Origin of the sequence: Pseudomonas chaetocerotis (genome assembly GCF_015712105.2) — a bacterium.
Lineage (GTDB): Bacteria > Pseudomonadota > Gammaproteobacteria > Pseudomonadales > Pseudomonadaceae > Aquipseudomonas > Aquipseudomonas chaetocerotis.
The window spans coordinates 86,060-102,911 of the sequence record NZ_JACFYX020000008.1 but is presented as its reverse complement, the minus strand read 5'-3'; the positions used below and the strand labels follow the sequence as shown (position 1 = coordinate 102,911).

At 61.4% G+C, this 16,852-nt stretch carries 14 protein-coding genes; 4 read left to right on the top strand and 10 right to left on the bottom strand.

Annotated features, from left to right (window positions below; all coding sequences use genetic code 11):
* The first annotated feature begins 1 nt into the window (after position 1).
* Positions 2–475 (top strand): SOS-induced cell division inhibitor SulA, encoded by a 474-nt coding sequence (sulA, locus tag H3221_RS15385; RefSeq protein WP_196474462.1) that lies wholly within the window; start codon positions 2–4, stop codon positions 473–475.
* A 73-nt stretch (positions 476–548) separates the two neighbouring features.
* On the opposite strand, the gene H3221_RS15380 is transcribed toward sulA, so the two are convergent.
* From H3221_RS15380 to fadB, 6 genes are all read right to left on the bottom strand, one after another.
* Complete coding sequence (locus H3221_RS15380; RefSeq protein WP_196474461.1) at positions 549–785, bottom strand: hypothetical protein; 237 nt, start codon at positions 783–785, stop codon at positions 549–551.
* Positions 786–865: 80 nt separating this feature from the next.
* Entirely contained in the window at positions 866–1,384 is a 519-nt protein-coding gene (locus H3221_RS15375) for a DUF6586 family protein (protein WP_196474460.1), read from the bottom strand.
* 127 nt (positions 1,385–1,511) lie between these two features.
* The gene (topA, locus tag H3221_RS15370; protein WP_196474459.1) at positions 1,512–4,121 is read right to left on the bottom strand and encodes a type I DNA topoisomerase; all 2,610 of its coding nucleotides are present in this window, start codon (positions 4,119–4,121) and stop codon (positions 1,512–1,514) included.
* Between the two features lie 242 nt (positions 4,122–4,363).
* Positions 4,364–4,606, bottom strand: coding sequence for a DUF1653 domain-containing protein (locus H3221_RS15365; RefSeq protein WP_074855894.1), 243 nt, complete (start codon positions 4,604–4,606; stop codon positions 4,364–4,366).
* A gap of 73 nt (positions 4,607–4,679) precedes the next feature.
* On the bottom strand, positions 4,680–5,855 hold the full coding sequence (gene fadA, locus H3221_RS15360; RefSeq protein ID WP_196474458.1) for an acetyl-CoA C-acyltransferase FadA: 1,176 nt from the start codon (positions 5,853–5,855) through the stop codon (positions 4,680–4,682).
* Positions 5,856–5,885: 30 nt separating this feature from the next.
* Entirely contained in the window at positions 5,886–8,033 is a 2,148-nt protein-coding gene (gene fadB, locus H3221_RS15355) for a fatty acid oxidation complex subunit alpha FadB (protein WP_125878626.1), read from the bottom strand.
* A gap of 469 nt (positions 8,034–8,502) precedes the next feature.
* Here fadB and H3221_RS15350 point away from each other — a divergent pair, with 469 nt between their 5' ends.
* Positions 8,503–9,324 (top strand): hypothetical protein, encoded by an 822-nt coding sequence (locus H3221_RS15350; RefSeq protein WP_196474457.1) that lies wholly within the window; start codon positions 8,503–8,505, stop codon positions 9,322–9,324.
* Positions 9,325–9,474: 150 nt separating this feature from the next.
* Entirely contained in the window at positions 9,475–9,924 is a 450-nt protein-coding gene (locus H3221_RS15345) for a universal stress protein (protein WP_017677654.1), read from the top strand.
* 90 nt (positions 9,925–10,014) lie between these two features.
* Here H3221_RS15345 and H3221_RS15340 read toward each other — a convergent pair whose 3' ends face one another.
* Positions 10,015–10,701, bottom strand: coding sequence for a DUF6901 family protein (locus H3221_RS15340; RefSeq protein ID WP_003462081.1), 687 nt, complete (start codon positions 10,699–10,701; stop codon positions 10,015–10,017).
* Between the two features lie 18 nt (positions 10,702–10,719).
* A complete protein-coding gene (locus H3221_RS15335; RefSeq protein ID WP_196474456.1) occupies positions 10,720–12,645 on the bottom strand; it encodes an ATP-binding cassette domain-containing protein in 1,926 nt (641 codons plus the stop codon).
* 238 nt (positions 12,646–12,883) lie between these two features.
* Between H3221_RS15335 and H3221_RS15330 the strand changes: the two genes are divergently transcribed.
* Positions 12,884–14,815 carry a transglycosylase SLT domain-containing protein gene (locus H3221_RS15330; RefSeq protein ID WP_196474455.1) on the top strand — a complete coding sequence of 644 codons (1,932 nt, stop codon included), beginning with the start codon at positions 12,884–12,886 and terminating at the stop codon, positions 14,813–14,815.
* Positions 14,816–14,994: 179 nt separating this feature from the next.
* On the opposite strand, the gene H3221_RS15325 is transcribed toward H3221_RS15330, so the two are convergent.
* Together H3221_RS15325 and H3221_RS15320 are read right to left on the bottom strand one after the other, a co-directional pair.
* Positions 14,995–15,801 carry an MOSC domain-containing protein gene (locus tag H3221_RS15325; protein ID WP_196474454.1) on the bottom strand — a complete coding sequence of 269 codons (807 nt, stop codon included), beginning with the start codon at positions 15,799–15,801 and terminating at the stop codon, positions 14,995–14,997.
* A 77-nt stretch (positions 15,802–15,878) separates the two neighbouring features.
* A complete protein-coding gene (locus H3221_RS15320; protein ID WP_196474453.1) occupies positions 15,879–16,811 on the bottom strand; it encodes a chemotaxis protein CheV in 933 nt (310 codons plus the stop codon).
* Positions 16,812–16,852: the final 41 nt, after the last annotated feature.

Below are 16,852 nucleotides of genomic sequence, written 5' to 3'. Positions count from 1 at the left end.
CATGCACGTGCAGCAGTCGTTCGAGCGTCCACAACTTCCCCTTTTCGACGCCTTTCTTGGCCGAACGTCGAGTGAGCCACGGTTAGCAACCGAAGACATCTCTCGCAACGAGGATGATCAGGCGTTCAGCGAACTCGCTCTACGTGGCGCTGCCGGCCACTGCCTGCACTTGCTGGCCCCGATTCTGCGCGAGTTGAGCGAGAACCAGGACGCGCGCTGGCTGACCCTGGTGGCACCACCAGCCAGCCTTACGCAAAGCTGGCTGCGCGAGGCAGGTCTGAATCGTGAGCGCATTCTCCTGCTGCATCCACGGCAGGGGCAGAATGCCCTGGCACTGGCGGAAGAAGCCCTGAAACTCGGCCGCAGCCATACCGTGATCAGTTGGCTGCATCCGGTCGAGAGCAGCACTCGCCAGCGCCTTGCACAGGCCGCCAATGCAGGCGGCGCGCAGAGCCTGAATATCAGCCTGGGTTGAACTCGCCAGGTTGCATCTGCGCAAATGAAAACGGGGCTCCAATGGAGCCCCGTTTTCGTCGAACCGTAGCGATTCAGTGGAGAACGCGCGCGCCTTCGTCTTCACCACTGAAATCACCCTCAGCCATTCGGCCGGCCATCTGCACACCCACATTGAGCATGGCCTTAGCCACCTCGATGTGCTGCCCCTGCAGGAAAGCCTTGGCATCAGAGGAGAAGTCCAGAGTCACCAGGGCCTCTTCATCCTCTGCGCGACGCAGGGCAATACGCCCATCGGGCAGTTCGACGATTTCCAGGAAGGATGTGGGCATGGCTCAGTCTCTGTGCAAAAACACGACATTGTAACAGTCAGCCGGGGTCATCCCCAGTCCACTGGTCCAGTTAAACCCGATCAGCACTCGCTGAGGCCTTCGCGAAAGCGTAGCACCAGAGTCTTGAGCTGCTGACGCCAGACATCGACCTCATCGATGCTCAGCTCGGCCGGTTCTTCGCCAACGCTGATGGCTGTGATCAAGGGCAGGGACGGATCGACCTTAGCCCTGTGCTCCTCACGCGGGGGCTGGAACAGCGCAGCATAGGCCGCCAGCAGCTCGGCCAGCCAGGTTTCGCGCTGCTGCGCCAACTCGACCAGTTCGGCCAGTTCCGGGCTGGGCGAGCCATCAAGCACAGCCTGCTGCACAAAGGACTCGACACGCGAAGGCGTCACGTCGTTCATGCGGTAATAGCCGGCAATCTCATGACACAGCCCAAGCAGCCCGCCATAAAGGTGAAACAGGGCAGCCTCGCGCTCGGCCTGCGCCAGAGCCTGCACATTAAACGCGGAGGAGGCTTCGGCCTTGCGCCAGTTATCCAGGGCAATACCGGCGAAGAAGATCTTCTGATTGGTACGGGTATAGATTTCTTTGGCCATTACGGCGACCTCCACAGCAGATGGGTCATGATACGCGCGTCTGCCCTGCCTGACGCGCATCTCGTCAGGCATTCAGGGCGCCGCTGTTACGACGCCAGGCCGACGCGCGGCAGGTCGTGATCAAGCGCTAGCGCTTGTCCTCGACCTTCCATTTGCCGCCATCGAAGAACGCACGCCAGCCAGTCGGCTTGCCATCGACTTCGGACTGCACGTATTGCTCCTTGGTCTTGCGGCTGTAGCGAATCACCGCCGGACGGCCATCCGGATCCTTCTGCGGGGCATCGCAAAGGAAGTGGTACTTGGGATCGATCTCATGCTTGTGCGGAACGATCTCCAGCACCAGCGGCGCACGCGTCTCGCGGTTCTTGGGGAACTGGCTGGCAGCAAGGAACAGGCCCGATGCGCCGTCGCGCAGCACGTAGGTGTCGTCCACCTTCTCGCACTTGAGCTCCGGCATATCCACCTTGTCCATCTTCGGCGGCGCCGCTTCACCGTTCTTGAGCAACTTGCGGGTGTTCTTGCAGCTCGTGTTGGTGCAACCGAAGAACTTGCCGAAGCGGCCCGTCTTGAGCTGCATCTGGCTACCGCACTTGTCGCACTCCAGGCTCGGACCTTCGTAGCCTTTGATGCGGTACTGGCCCTGCTCGATCTCGTAGCCGCTGCAATCGGGATTGTTGCCGCAGATGTGCAGCTTACGGGTTTCATCCAGCAGGTAGGCATCCATCGCGGTGGCGCAGATCGGGCAGCGATGCTTGCCGAGCAACACCAGGGACTCGGATTCGCCTTCATCGTCAGCCGCGATTTCATCGCCCGGCACCAGGTTGATGGTGGCCTTGCAACGCTCCTTCGGTGGCAGCGCATAGCCCGAGCAACCGAGGAACACGCCGGTGGAGGCGGTGCGAATCATCATCGGCCGGCCGCACTCGCGGCAGGGAATATCGGTCAGCGTCGGCTGGTTGGCACGCATGCCGCCCTCACCCGCCTCGGCAACTTCGAGCTTCTTCTTGAAATCACCGTAGAACTCGTCGAGCAGGTGCTTCCACTCGCGCTCGCCCTGAGCCACATCGTCGAGATGTTCTTCCATGGTGGCGGTAAAGCTGTAATCCATCAGGTTGGCGAAGCTCTCGTCGAGACGCTCGGTGACGATGTCGCCCATCTTCTCGGCGTAGAAGCGACGGTTGTGCACCGTGACGTAGCCACGATCCTGAATGGTGGAAATGATCGCCGCATAGGTGGACGGACGACCAATCCCGCGTTTTTCCAGCTCCTTGACCAGGCTGGCTTCGGAGTAACGCGCCGGTGGCTTGGTGAAGTGCTGGCTGGGGTCGAGCTGGATCAGCTTGAGGCCCTCGCCCTCCTTCATTTCCGGCAGGACGTCGTCCTCGCCCGGCTTGCTCTGTTGCGGCAACACGCGAGTGTAACCGTCGAACTTGAGGATGCGGCCCTTGGCGCGCAGCTCGAAGTTGCTGGCAGCAACGGTGACGCTGGTGGACAAGTACTCGGCCGGCGGCATCTGGCAGGCGACGAACTGACGCCAGATCAGGTCATACAGGCGCTCGGCATCACGCTCCATGCCGGACAACTGGGTCGGGCGCAGGTTGACGTCGGACGGACGAATCGCTTCGTGCGCCTCCTGAGCGCCCTCCTTGCTCGAGTACAGGATCGGCTTGCCCGGCAGGTACTTGTCGCCGTACTCGCTGCTGATGAAGCCACGCACCATCTCCACGGCGTCGTTCGAAAGGTTGGTCGAGTCGGTACGCATATAGGTGATGTAGCCAGCTTCGTACAAACGCTGAGCCATCATCATGGTTTTCTTCACCCCGAAGCCCAGGCGGTTGCTCGCAGCCTGCTGCAGGGTGGAGGTAATAAAGGGTGCCGACGGTTTGCTGCTGGTCGGGCGGTCTTCACGCTTGACCACGCTGTAGCTGGAAGCCTTGAGCTTCTCCAGCGCGGCCATGGCCTGTGCTTCATTGACCGGTTTGAAGGCAGCGCCGCTCTCGCGCACCACCTCGAAACGCACCTTGGCGTTCTTCGCGGTGCCGAGGTCGGCATGCACTTCCCAGTACTCTTCCGGGACGAAGGCACGGATTTCTTTCTCGCGCGCCACCACCAGCTTCACGGCTACAGACTGCACACGACCGGCAGACAGGCCACGAGCGATCTTCGCCCACAGCAGCGGCGAGACCATGTAGCCCACAACGCGGTCGAGGAAGCGGCGCGCCTGCTGTGCATTGACGCGGTTGATGTCCAGCTCGCCCGGTTTGGAGAAGGCTTCCTGAATCGCCTTCTTGGTGATCTCGTTGAACACCACACGCTTGTAGCGGCTGTCATCGCCACCAATGGATTCGCGCAGGTGCCAGGCGATGGCTTCCCCCTCGCGATCCAAGTCGGTTGCGAGATAGATGGTGTCGGCATCCTTGGCCAGACGGCGCAGTTCTTCGATCACCTTTTCCTTGCCGGGGAGGATCTCGTACTTGGCCTTCCAGCCGTGCTCGGGGTCGACCCCCATACGCGTGAACAGCTGGCGTTTGGCCTTTTCCTTGGGCGACAGCGCAGGCGCTTCACCAGCAGCAGCCTTGCCGCGCTTGGCAGGCTCCTTGGTGGCGCTTGCCGAGCCACTGGTAGGCAGGTCACGGATGTGGCCGATGCTCGACTTCACCACGTACTGGCTGCCCAGGTACTTGTTGATGGTCTTGGCCTTGGCCGGGGATTCCACGATGACCAGCGATTTGCCCATGGATCAGAAGATTCCTGAATTGCGAAATATAGAAGGCACGAAGCCGAAGGTGTTTACAAAGCAGCGAGCGAAGGTCAGGCAAGGCGAAAACAGTCGAAAAAGCGCAGTGTACGAGCTGTACATGAGCATTTTGAGGCTGGTTTCAACGCAGCATGGCCGAGAGCAGCAATTTGTAGACGCCCTCTAAGGCCCCGCTATATATAGTGGTGACCAAGCGAAGGTCAAGCGCAGGGGCTGCGCAGTCAGACTTGCGAAGCGCCGATGGGGCTGACTTCGGCCTGAATCAAAGCAAAGCGTGGAACGCGCTCGCCGTCCACTTCGATCTCTTCACAGAACATGCTCAGCGGCCTTACCCACAAGCCAAACTCGCCATACAGCGCTTGGTAGACCACCACCTCTTCCTCGTTCTCGGAATGGCGGGCCACCCCGAATACGCGGTACTGCGGACCTTTGTAGTGGCGATAGAGTCCTGGCTGCAACTGCATGAGCGGTTCCCAATATAAAAAGCCGTAAAAAGCAAAACCGGGGCACTGGGCCCCGGTTTCTGTCCGCTGACGCTTAAACGCGCTCGAAGACGGTGGTGATGCCTTGGCCAAGGCCCACGCACATGGTGGAGACACCCAAGGTGCCGCCGTTCTGTTTCATGACGTTGAGCAGGGTACCGGAGATACGGGCACCGGAACAACCGAAGGGGTGACCCAGGGCGATCGCGCCGCCGTGCAGGTTGACCTTATCTTCCATCTTGTCGAGCAGCTTCAGGTCCTTCAGCACAGGCAGAGCCTGGGCGGCGAATGCTTCGTTGAGCTCGACGAAATCGATGTCAGCCATGCTCAGACCGGCGCGCTTGAGGGCCTTCTGGGTGGACGGTACTGGGCCGTAACCCATGATCGCAGGATCGACACCAGCAACGGCCATGGCGCGAACCACGGCCATCGGCTGGATGCCCAGATCCTGGGCGCGCTGGGCGCTCATGACGATCATGCAGGAGGCGCCGTCGGTGATCTGCGAGGACGTACCTGCAGTCACGGTGCCGCCTTTCGGGTTGAACGCGGGCTTCAGCGCAGCCAGGCTTTCCAGGGTGGTTTCCGGACGAATGGTTTCGTCGAAGTCGTACACCTTCAGGAAGCCATTCTCGTCGTAGCCCTGCATCGGGATGATTTCATCCTTGAACTTGCCTTCGACAGTGGCCTTGTGCGCCAGACGGTGCGAACGCTCACCGAAGGCGTCCTGCTGCTCGCGGCTGATGCCGTGCATCTTGCCCAGCATTTCAGCGGTCAGGCCCATCATGCCGGACGCCTTGGCGGCGTACAGCGACAGGTGCGGGTTCGGGTCGACGCCGTGCATCATGCCAACGTGGCCCATGTGCTCCACACCGCCGACGACGAACACGTCGCCGTTGCCGGTCTGGATCGCCTGCACGGCGGTGTGCAGGGCGCTCATGGACGAACCGCACAGGCGGCTGACGGTCTGGCCGGCACTGGTGTGCGGGATCTGGGTCATCAGCGATGCCATGCGTGCGATGTTCCAGCCCTGCTCCAGGGTCTGGTTGACGCAGCCCCAGATCACGTCCTCGACTTCGGCCGGATCGACCTTGGCGTTACGCTCCAGCAGCTTACTGATCAGATGCGCGGACATGGTCTCCGCGCGGGTGTTACGGTGCATGCCGCCCTTGGAACGACCCATCGGGGTACGACCGAAGTCGACGATCACTGCATCTCTAGGATTCAGGCTCATATTTCTACTCTCGCTCTGTTCGCTGCACGATTAACCGAAGAACTTCTGGCCCTTGGCGGCCATTTCGCGAAGTTTTGCGGTCGGGTGGTACAGGGCGCCCAGCTCGGCATATTTGTCAGCCAGGGCGACGAATTCAGCCACACCGATGGAATCGATGTAGCGCAGCGCACCGCCACGGAAGGGAGGGAAGCCGATACCGTAGATCAGGCCCATATCGGCCTCGGCTGCGGTGTCGACGATGCCGTCTTCCAGGCAACGAACGGTTTCCATGCACAGCGGGATCATCATGAAGTTGATGATGTCCTCGTCGCTGACTTCACGCTCTTCGACCACGATGGACTTGAGCAGCTCGTAAGCAGCCGGGTCGGTGACCTTCTTCGGCTTGCCGCGCTTGTCGGTCTCGTAGGCGTAGAAGCCCTTGCCGTTCTTTTGGCCCAGGCGGTCGGCGTCGTACATCACGTCGACGGCAGTCCTGCCTTCCACGGCCATGCGGTCCGGGAAGCCTTCGGCCATCACGTCACGGCCGTGGTGGCCAGTGTCGATGCCGACCACGTCGGAGAGATAAGCCGGGCCCATGGGCCAACCGAACTTCTCCATCACCTTGTCGATGCGCACGAAGTCGACGCCGAAGCCCAGCAGCTTGGAGAAGCCGCCGAAATACGGGAACAGCACGCGGTTGACCAAAAAGCCCGGGCAGTCGTTGACCACGATCGGGTTCTTGCCCATCTTCTTGGCGTAGGCAACGGTGGTGGCTACGGCCACTTCGCTGGACTTCTCGCCACGGATGACTTCCACCAGCGGCATCATGTGCACCGGGTTGAAGAAGTGCATGCCGACGAAGTTTTCCGGACGCTTGAGCGCCTGGGCCAGCAGGGAGATGGAGATGGTCGAGGTGTTGGAGGCCAGGATGGCGTCTTCACGCACCACGCCTTCCACTTCGGCCAGCACGATCTGCTTGACCTTGGGGTTCTCGACCACGGCTTCGACGACGATGTCGACGTTACCGAAATCGCCGTAGGACATGGTCGGACGGATGGCATTGAGGGCTTCGGCCATCTTCGCCGGGGTCATGCGGCCTTTCTCGACGCGCTTGCCGAGCAGCTTGGAAGCCTCGTTCAAGCCCATCTGGATACCCTCTTCACGGATATCCTTCATCAGGATCGGGGTGCCCTTGGAGGCCGACTGATAGGCGATGCCGCCACCCATGATGCCGGCGCCGAGTACGGCGGCCAGTTTCACGTCGCGAGCGATCTCGTCGTGGTGCTTGGCTTTCTTCTTCAATTCCTGATCGTTGAGGAACAGACCGATCAGGCTCTCGGCAACCGAGGTCTTGGCCAGCTTGACGAAGCCGGCGGCCTCGACTTCCAGCGCTTTGTCACGACCGAAGTTGGCCGCTTTCTGAATGGTCTTGATCGCCTCGACCGGCGCCGGGTAGTTCGGGCCGGCCTGGCCAGCGACGAAGCCCTTGGCGGTCTCGAAGCACATCATCTGCTCGATGGCGTTGAGCTTGAGCTTTTCCAGCTTGGGCTGACGCTTGGCCTTGTAGTCCAGCTCGCCGGAGATGGCGCGCTTGACCAGATCGAGAGCGGCGGCCTGCAGCTTGTCTGCACTGACCACAGCATCGACGGCGCCCACTTTCAGGGCGTCTTCGGCACGGTTCTCCTTGCCCGAAGCGATCCATTCCACGGCGTTATCGGTACCGATCACGCGCGGCAGGCGCACCGTGCCGCCGAAGCCCGGGTAGATGCCCAGTTTGACTTCCGGCAGGCCGATCTTGGCACTGGCGCTCATTACGCGATAGTCAGCGGCCAGACACATCTCGAAACCGCCACCCAGGGCGATGCCGTTGATGGCGACGACGGTCGGCACGGCGAGGTCTTCGAAATCACTGAAGATCTTGTTGGCTTCCAGGTTGCCAGCCACCAGCTCTGCGTCGGGCAGTTTGAAGTTGTCGACGAACTCGGTGATATCGGCGCCGACGATGAACACGTCCTTGCCACTGGTGACAATCACGCCCTTGATCGAACCGTCAGCCTTGATCGCGTCGACGGAGGCGCGCAGCTCGTTGAGGGTAAGACGGTTGAATTTGTTGACGGACTCACCCTTGAGGTCGAACTTCAATTCGACGATGCCGCTCTCAAGAGCCTTAACCGTGATGGCTTTACCTTCGTAAATCATCAACTGATCTCCACGGTATGGAAGCTGAACAGTACACATCGGAGCCAACCGGCAGGCCAGCCCGCGGCAGCGCCGCACGAGCATAGCCCCAATCGGTACGACACACCCACCGACGCGATATTCGGGCTGCATATGGCGCGCCTGACAAGGCAAACGCTCAATTCATACGCCCGTTTGATTTGGGTGTGCACACCTTCAGGGAAAAGCCTGCACTTGTCAATTGGCCTCTTTTCGTCGATTTCCCGACGTTTTCTGCAGGCCTGGTCATTCGTGGCCTCCAGCCGGTTCCAATAAACAGCGTCAATAACGCGCCATTGCGAGCGTCTGCCTGCCTGGTATGGACAGGTCCAGGCGCCTAGCCAAATCGCCCCGCTCCGGGTACAGTCGTCTCACTTTCAGCTGGCACAGCGCCACCTGAGGGCAACACAAAAACAAATCGAGCCCCTCGATGGGCCATACGGAGTCGCCAATGTCGAGCCGCCGTTCGCTTGTATTTCCCCTGAGCGCCCTGCTCCTTTTCGTCGTCACCTCACTCTCCTCCACCTTGCTCAGCGCCGCGCCAGCCAATGATCTGCTTCGCCTGCACCAGCTGCGCCTGGCAACCCAGAAAAGCCTGGGCGATTTCTACATGTATAACGGCATGGAAGGCGACCAGCGCTACGCACGGATGATTGGCGAGTCCCTGCAGGAAGGCCAATCACACCTGAACGATCTGGGCAAAATGCCCGGCGATGCGAGCAAGGCGCTACGCGCGCAGCTGCAAACCAATTGGCAAAGTTATCGCAGCGGGCTCCAGGTACTGATGGACGCCATGCGCAGCCAGGGTTTCACCGACCTGCAACCCGTCGCCGATCTGGCCGAGAACAATCAGCGCATCATGGCCATCAGTCAGGAGCTGTATCAGAAGATTCAGCAAGAAAGCGGTTTCAGCGTACCGCAACTGACGCAGAAGAGCCGCGAGCAGAGCCTGCTGATGCAGAATATCGCTCTGGACTACGCTTCACGCAGTGCCTCGGTCGGCGCCAGCTTCTTCGGCGGCGGCGAAGAACGCGCCATCGACGAGCTGGCCGGTGAATTCGCCAGCAAGCTGGACAATCTCAGCGCCGCCCAGCAGAACACCCCGGAGATCAACGCGGCCCTGAGCGCCATCGGCACCAAATGGCGTTACATCGAGAACTCCCTGCGCAACTACAACGAAAACACCGTACCTTTCCTGATCAGCAAGTATTCCGACAGCATCATCGAAGGCCTGGAAGCCGTTGCCGCCCAGTACGCCACCAGCCAGCACTGATGCCCCATGTTTCCGGCCTGCCTGGCCCAACTCTTGCCCGGTGCTAGCACCGGGCTTTTCTTTGCCTTTTTCACGACCAGTCGCCCTATCCCACACAATGGGGCCATACTTGAGACAGAGCCATTTGCCCCCCTTAAGGAGGAGTTCACCATGCCCTACCAGCACATTCTGGTCGCCGTCGACCTGACCGAGGAATGCGACCCTGTCGTGACACGTGCGCAGAAGCTGGCGAAGGCCAGTGGCGCCAAGATGTCTCTGGTGCATATCGTCGAACCCATGGCCATGGCCTTCGGTGGTGACGTGCCGATGGATCTGTCGATGCTGCAGCAACAACAGTTCGAGCAGGCACGCGAGCGCCTGGACAGCTTTACCGGCAAGTACCCGGAACTCACCGCTGATCAGCGTCACCTGGCCTACGGGCAACCACGCCAGGAGATCCACCGCCTGGCCGAAGAACAGGGTTGCGACCTGATCGTGGTCGGCAGCCATGGCCGCCACGGCCTGGCGCTGTTGCTGGGCTCGACCGCTAATGACGTACTGCACGGCGCGCCCTGCGATGTACTCGCAGTGCGCCTGAAGAAAGGCGAAAAAGGCGCTTGAGATCGCGTCGCGGCTGAAGCCCCTCCCACAGTAGCCGCATTGGCTCTGCCCGTGGGAGGCGCTTCAGCGGCGAGCTTTTTCGCTTCGGCCTTACTCGAACGAATCGCCTGCGCTCATGACCAGCGGGCGAATCTTCTGCAGCTGGGTTTCCAGCGACACCGTCATGCTCGATGACATCGAGAAGAAGGTGAGGAAGGCCTTGAGGTTGGAGTCGCCTTCACAGGTGTCGTGAATGCGCTGCCAGAAAGCCTGATTGACCAGCTTCAGTTGCTGGAACAGGCGCACCAGCCCTTTCAGCTCCCAATCGGCCAGACGCCCCTCGCGCATGTTGAAATACTGCCGCGTCAGGTACAGCGATACCGCGCGCAGGATGAATTCCTGATTGTTGGCAAAGGGCAGATGGTGCTGCGCCATGGGTTTCAGGCGCGCCAGCACCGGACAGGCGCTAGTGGCCATGATAACCCCGAGCAGCGCACGCAGGCCCTCCTCCAGGCCGACCTGCTTGGTGTACTCACGCTCCGGTGTGCGCACCCAGACGCTGGCCTTCTTGAAAGCTGGCAGGCCACGAAAATCCTCGATCACCCGATGCAGATCGACCGCTGCCGGACAATGGCTGAACTGCTCGCGACTCAGCGGACAATTGCTGCATTGCTGATGTTCAAGGCGCGTCCAGGCGGGGGCCTGTTGCGCCTGGACTGGGTCATATTCGCGGTTCAGCTCGATCCGGTAGCTGAACTGATGATTGTCGTCGAGAGTAATGCGGTACTCGATGGCCATTGCCCGTTCGTTCCTTCGTCAGCCTTCCAGCTCTGCCCAGCGCTCGAGCAACTCGTCCATTTCCTTCTGCAAGCCCTCGAGACGCGCCAATACTTCCGTGGTGACCTGCACCGGCTGCTGGTAGAAGGCAGGGTCAGATACCTGCTCCTGTACTGCGGCCATTTCCTGCTCCAGGGCATCGATCTGCCCAGGAATCGCTTCCAGCTCGCGCTGTAGCTTGTAGCTTAGTTTCTTCTTCGCCGGCTCGACGCTCTCTTGCACGGGAGTCACTGCGGCCGCGGCCGGCGCTTCGACGATGGCCGTGGCCAGTTCGGCCTTGCCGGACTTGCTTTCACCCACACCGAGCAGGCGCGGCGAACCGCCCTGGCGCAGCCAGTCCTGGTACCCGCCGACGTACTCGCGCACCTTGCCTTCACCCTCGAACACCAGGGTGCTGGTCACGACGTTGTCAAGGAAGGCACGGTCGTGGCTGACCATCAGCACGGTGCCAGGGAAATTGAGCAGTACTTCTTCGAGCAGTTCCAGGGTTTCTACGTCCAGGTCGTTGGTCGGTTCGTCGAGCACCAGCAGGTTGGCCGGCTTGCTGAACAGCTTGGCCAGCAACAGTCGTGCCCGTTCGCCGCCCGATAGCGCCTTGACTGGCGTACGGGCGCGTTGCGGGCTGAACAGGAAGTCGCCCAGGTAGCTCAGTACATGGCGGTTCTGGCCGTCGATGGTGATGAAGTCGCGGCCTTCGGCGACGTTGTCGATTACCGTCTTCTCCGGCTCGAGCTGGTGACGTAATTGGTCGAAATACGCCACTTCCAGTTTGGTGCCGACCTCGATCTTGCCGCTGCTCGGTTGCAGGTCGCTGAGCAAAAGCTTGAGCAGGGTGGTTTTGCCGGTACCGTTGGCGCCAAGCAGGCCGATGCGGTCGCCGCGCTGCAGGACCATGGAGAAATCCTTGACCAGGAACGGGCCGCCGGCGTGAGCGAAACTGACGTTCTCTGCCACCATCACCTGTTTGCCGGACTTGTCCGCGGTATCGAGCTGGATATTCGCCTTGCCCTGGCGCTCGCGCCGCTCGCTACGCTCCGCACGCATTGCCTTGAGCGCACGTACACGCCCTTCGTTACGGGTGCGACGGGCCTTGATGCCCTGACGAATCCACACTTCCTCCTGAGCCAGGCGCTTGTCGAACAGCGCATTGGCGGTTTCCTCGGCAGCCAGTTGCTGCTCTTTATGTACCAGGAAGCTGGCGTAGTCGCCGTTCCAGTCGATCAGGCCGCCACGATCCAGTTCCAGGATGCGCGTAGCGAGGTTCTGCAGGAAGGAGCGGTCGTGGGTAATGAACAGCACGGCGCCGCCGAAGTCTTTCAGCGCCTCCTCCAGCCAGGCGATGGCGCCGATGTCCAGGTGGTTGGTCGGTTCATCGAGCAGCAGCAGATCCGGCTCGGACACCAGTGCCTGCGCAAGAAGCACGCGACGGCGCCAGCCCCCGGAGAGCTCGGCCAGCGTCTTGTCGGCCGGCAACTGCAGGCGGCTCAGGGTGCTGTCGACCAGTTGCTGCAGACGCCAGCCATCTTTGGCTTCCAGCTCCTGCTGCACGTGCATCAGTTGCTCGAGGTCGTCGTCGCCATGGATGTTCTGCGCCAGGTGATGATAACGCGCCAGCAGCTCGCCAACGCCGGCCAGGCCTTCGGCGACCACGTCGAACACCGTGCGCTCGTCGGCGCGCGGCAGCTCCTGCGGCAGCTCGCCGATCTTCAGCCCCGGGGCGCGCCAGATCTCGCCGTCATCGGGCATCTGGTCGCCCTTGACCAAGCGCAGCATGCTCGATTTACCGGTGCCGTTGCGGCCGATGATACACACCCGCTCACCCCGCGCAATCTGCCAGGACACTCCATCGAGCAGGGGCATGGCGCCATAGGCGAGGGATACGTCGGCAAACTTGAGCAGGGTCATGGGCATCTCCAGAAACAGGGGGCGCATTCTACCCGAGTTGCAGGCTGGCTGTAGCCGTTTCCGCCCCGGCAGCAGGCACCTCGGTAGCGCACTTGCAATAGCACTGCGCCACGCATTTTTTCCGCATGTGTCCATCTGACCCGACAGCATTCACCGAGCCCCGCTGAAGCGCTAAGCTAAGGGTATGCAACGACACGGAACGTGTTGCCCCACTCTCTGCTTGCCCCCTGGAAATGCCATGCGCGGTCGCCTTCTCTCTGTAGTCTCTTGCCTGATCCTCACCACCACTGCTGGCCTTACCAGCGTCGAAGCCGCCAACCTGGCGCAGCAACGCCAGTACTACGACGAAGCCAAGCGTGCCCTGGCCAAGGGTGACAGCGGACCTTATCGCCAGTACGCCAACGCGCTACGCGATTACCCACTGACGCCTTATCTGGCCTATGACGAGCTGACCAACCGGCTCAAGTCGGCCAGCAATGCCGAGATCGAGAAGTTTCTCGCCGAACACGGCGACCTGCCTCAGGCCAGCTGGATGAAACTGCGCTGGTTGCGCTGGCTGGCCGAGCGTGGCGACTGGAAACCCTTTCTCGATCACTACGACGCCAAGCTCAATTTCACCGAACTGGATTGCCTGTATGGCCAGTACCAGCTCAGCCACGGCCTGACTGCCGAAGGCAACGCCACCGCCGAGAAGCTCTGGCTGGTGGGAAAATCCCAGCCCAACGCCTGTGACCCGCTGTTCGAACGCTGGGCCGCCAATGGCCAGCTCACCGAGCAACGTCGCTGGCAGCGCACCAAGCTGGCGGTGGAAAGCGGCAACTACGGCCTGGCCAACTTCCTGATCAAGGGCATGCCAACGCTCGGTGAGCGCGGCAAGCTGATGGTCGAAGTGGCGCAAAAGCCGCAACTGCTGAAGAACACTGCGCGCTTCGCGCCAGCCGATAGCACCATGAGCGATGTGGTCGGCCTCGGCTTGCGCCGCTTGGCTCGACAGAGCCCGGAAGATGCCCTGGCCCTGCTCGACGGCTACGCCCAGCGCATGAAGTTCTCCTCCGACGAACAGGTCGCCATCGCTCGGCAGATCGGCCTGCGCCTGGCGCAACGCTTCGACCTGCGCGGCCTGCAGGTAATGGCCAAGTACGACCCGCAACTGCGTGACAACACCGTCAGCGAATGGCGTGCGCGCCTACTGCTGCGTCACGGCCGCTGGGAAGAGGCCTATCAGCTGACCCAGAACATGCCGTCCGATCTGGCCAGCAGCAACCGCTGGCGTTACTGGAATGCGCGCAGCCTGCAACTGGCACAACCCAACAGCCAGCAGCCGGCCGTGCTGTTTCAGGCACTGGCCAAGGAACGCGACTTCTATGGTTTCATGGCGGCGGATCAGGTCAAGGCGCCCTACGCGTTGAACAACCAGCCACTGGCCCTCGATCCCAAGGTGGTGCAGAAAGTGCGCAACACTGCCGGCATCGAGCGCGCGATTGAATTCCATGAACGCGGGCAGATCGTCGATGGCCGCCGCGAGTGGTATCACGTCAGCCGCCTGTTCAGCCGCGATGAACTGGTGGCCCAGGCGCGCCTGGCCTACGAAATGGAGTGGTATTTCCCGGCCATCCGCACCATCAGCCAGGCCCAGTACTGGGACGACCTGGAAGTACGCTTCCCCATGGCCCACCGTAACGAGCTGGTACGCGAAGCCAAGCGCCGTGACCTGCATTCGAGCTGGGTGTTCGCCATCACCCGCCAGGAAAGTGCCTTCATGGCCGACGCCCGCTCCCACGCAGGCGCCATGGGCCTGATGCAGCTGATGCCGGCCACCGCCAAGGAAACCGCACGCAAGTTCGGCATCCCCCTGGCTTCGCCGCAATTGGCACTCAACCCGGACACCAACATCCAGCTGGGTGCGGCTTATCTCAGCCAGGTATACGGTCAGTTCAACGGCAACCGCGTACTCGCCTCGGCAGCCTACAACGCCGGTCCAGGTCGCGTGCGGCAGTGGCTGCGTGGCGCCAATCACCTCAGTTACGACGTCTGGGTCGAGAACATTCCGTTCGACGAAACCCGCCAGTACGTGCAGAACGTGCTGTCCTACTCGGTGATCTACGGCCAGAAGCTGGGCGCCCCCCACCCGCTGGTGGCGTGGAACGAGCGTTTCTTCGACGATCAGTAAAACGAAAGCCCCGATCAGGCAGGTGTCTGATCGGGGCTCGCTATTCCATACGCCAATCAGGGGCCAGAGGGCGTTCCGCTTCAGTACCGCATGGGCCTCAGACCACCGCCGCGACAAAAGTTGCCGCGCCCATCAGATGTTCCGGCAGCTAGCGGATCACCCGGTGCGCACGGCGCATCCTACTCCAGGACTTCGACCGGCATTCCTACCTGCAGCTCACCGATGCCACGCGGCAGCAAGTTCTGCCCGAAATATACGTCGCCATCGCGTTCCCGATAGGTTTTGAGCGTCGCCAGTGGCTCACGCTGAGCGCTGCGCTCCCCCGTCTGCGGGTCGACGGTGGTGAGGATGCAGCGCGAGCAGCCCTTGGCTACCTCGAACTCCACCTCGCCGATGCGGATGCGCTTCCAGCTGTCTTCCGCGTAGGGTTCGCTGCCGGTGACGACCAGATTGGGGCGAAAACGCAGCATCGACAGTGGCTGCCCGACTCGCCGGGAGAGATCGTCCAACGAGGCCTGGCCAATCAGCAGCAGCGGGAAACCATCGGCGAAGGCCACGCGATCCCCCGGCTGCGCATAGGCGGTATCGACCTGGCGGGTACGTTCTTCCGGCACCTGCACCAGGCGGCAAGGCTTGCCTAGCAAGCCGCTGAGCCACGCGGCCGCTTCATCACCGGCATCCGGCACGCGAAGGCTGTCACGCCAGACGATGACGCCACGCAGATCCTGCTCAGGGTCGGGCAGCGCTACGGACAGATCGTCACGACCCGGCGCACTCAGGATCAGGCCACCGCGCGCGTCGTACAGGGCGCTCAACTGACTCATCTGCGGCAGCAGGCGCTGGGTGATGAAGCGGCCGTTGTCGGCGTCGACCAGCATCCAGCGCCGATCACCCTGCAGGCCGAGACCGTCGACCGCGCTGCGCTGCAGCACTTCGCCGCGGCCGGACTTGAGCGGATAACGGTACAGCCCCGAAAGACTCGGCATGGGTCAGCTTCCTATTGGCAAAATGCCGTTATACGAGCTGACGGCGATGCTCACAAGCACTGCGAGGCATCAAGGACTTAGCGAGGTTCATCCAGCTCGAGACGTTGACGAATTACATCGACCAGTTTGTCCGGCTGGAACTTGGAGAGGAAATTGTCGCAGCCGACCTTCTTCACCATCGCCTCGTTGAAGCTGCCCGACAGCGACGTGTGCAGCACCACGTAAAGATCCTTGAGACGCGGGTCGTTGCGAATTTCGCTGGTGAGGCGATAGCCGTCCATTTCCGGCATCTCGGCATCGGTGAAGATCATCAGCAGCTTGTCGGTCATCACCTCACCGGTGTCGGCCCACTTCTTGAGCAGGTTGAGGGCCTTGAGGCCATCGCTGGTCATGTGCAGGCGAATACCCAGTTGCGACAGGGTATCGCGTAGCTGGCTCAGCGCCACACTGGAGTCGTCAACCAGCAGCACTTCACGACCACGGGCTTTTTCCAACAGCGGATCGGCGAGTTTCTCTTCGGAGACCTTGGTGCTCATCGGCACGATCTCGGCCAGCACCTTTTCCACGTCGATGACCTCGACGATCTGTTCATCGACCTTGGTGATCGCAGTCAGGTAGTGCTGGCGACCGGCCCCACCGGGCGGCGGCTGGATCGACTCCCAGTTGAGGTTGAGAATGCGATCCACACTGCCAACCAGGAAAGCCTGCACCGAGCGGTTGTACTCGGTGACGATGATGGTGCTGCGCTCATCCGGCACCAGTGGACGCATGCCGATGGCCTGGGACAGATCGATCACCGGCAGGGTCTGACCGCGCAGGTTGACCACGCCGCAGACGAAGCGATGACGCTGTGGCATCAGCGTCAGTTTGGGCATCTGCAGGACTTCCTGCACCTTGAACACGTTGATGGCGAACAACTGCCGGCCAGCCAGGCGGAACATGAGAATTTCCAGACGGTTCTCGCCGACCAGTTGCGTGCGTTGATCTACTGAATCGAGGATGCCGGCCATCATGTGCTCCGAGGTATGTAAGGTGATTCTAGTCTGCCGTT

Excerpts from the sequence above, each read along its gene's own strand:
- H3221_RS15330 (WP_196474455.1), top strand. The coding sequence starts at position 12,884 with ATGCGCGGTCGCCTTCTCTCTGTAGTCTCTTGCCTGATCCTCACCACC.
- fadA (WP_196474458.1), bottom strand. The coding sequence starts at position 5,855 with ATGAGCCTGAATCCTAGAGATGCAGTGATCGTCGACTTCGGTCGTACC.
- H3221_RS15335 (WP_196474456.1), bottom strand. The coding sequence starts at position 12,645 with ATGACCCTGCTCAAGTTTGCCGACGTATCCCTCGCCTATGGCGCCATG.
- H3221_RS15325 (WP_196474454.1), bottom strand. The coding sequence starts at position 15,801 with ATGCCGAGTCTTTCGGGGCTGTACCGTTATCCGCTCAAGTCCGGCCGC.
- H3221_RS15350 (WP_196474457.1), top strand. The coding sequence starts at position 8,503 with ATGTCGAGCCGCCGTTCGCTTGTATTTCCCCTGAGCGCCCTGCTCCTT.
- fadB (WP_125878626.1), bottom strand. The coding sequence starts at position 8,033 with ATGATTTACGAAGGTAAAGCCATCACGGTTAAGGCTCTTGAGAGCGGC.
- H3221_RS15365 (WP_074855894.1), bottom strand. The coding sequence starts at position 4,606 with ATGCAGTTGCAGCCAGGACTCTATCGCCACTACAAAGGTCCGCAGTAC.
- H3221_RS15340 (WP_003462081.1), bottom strand. The coding sequence starts at position 10,701 with ATGGCCATCGAGTACCGCATTACTCTCGACGACAATCATCAGTTCAGC.
- H3221_RS15380 (WP_196474461.1), bottom strand. The coding sequence starts at position 785 with ATGCCCACATCCTTCCTGGAAATCGTCGAACTGCCCGATGGGCGTATT.
- sulA (WP_196474462.1), top strand. The coding sequence starts at position 2 with ATGCACGTGCAGCAGTCGTTCGAGCGTCCACAACTTCCCCTTTTCGAC.
- H3221_RS15320 (WP_196474453.1), bottom strand. The coding sequence starts at position 16,811 with ATGGCCGGCATCCTCGATTCAGTAGATCAACGCACGCAACTGGTCGGC.
- topA (WP_196474459.1), bottom strand. The coding sequence starts at position 4,121 with ATGGGCAAATCGCTGGTCATCGTGGAATCCCCGGCCAAGGCCAAGACC.
- H3221_RS15375 (WP_196474460.1), bottom strand. The coding sequence starts at position 1,384 with ATGGCCAAAGAAATCTATACCCGTACCAATCAGAAGATCTTCTTCGCC.
- H3221_RS15345 (WP_017677654.1), top strand. The coding sequence starts at position 9,475 with ATGCCCTACCAGCACATTCTGGTCGCCGTCGACCTGACCGAGGAATGC.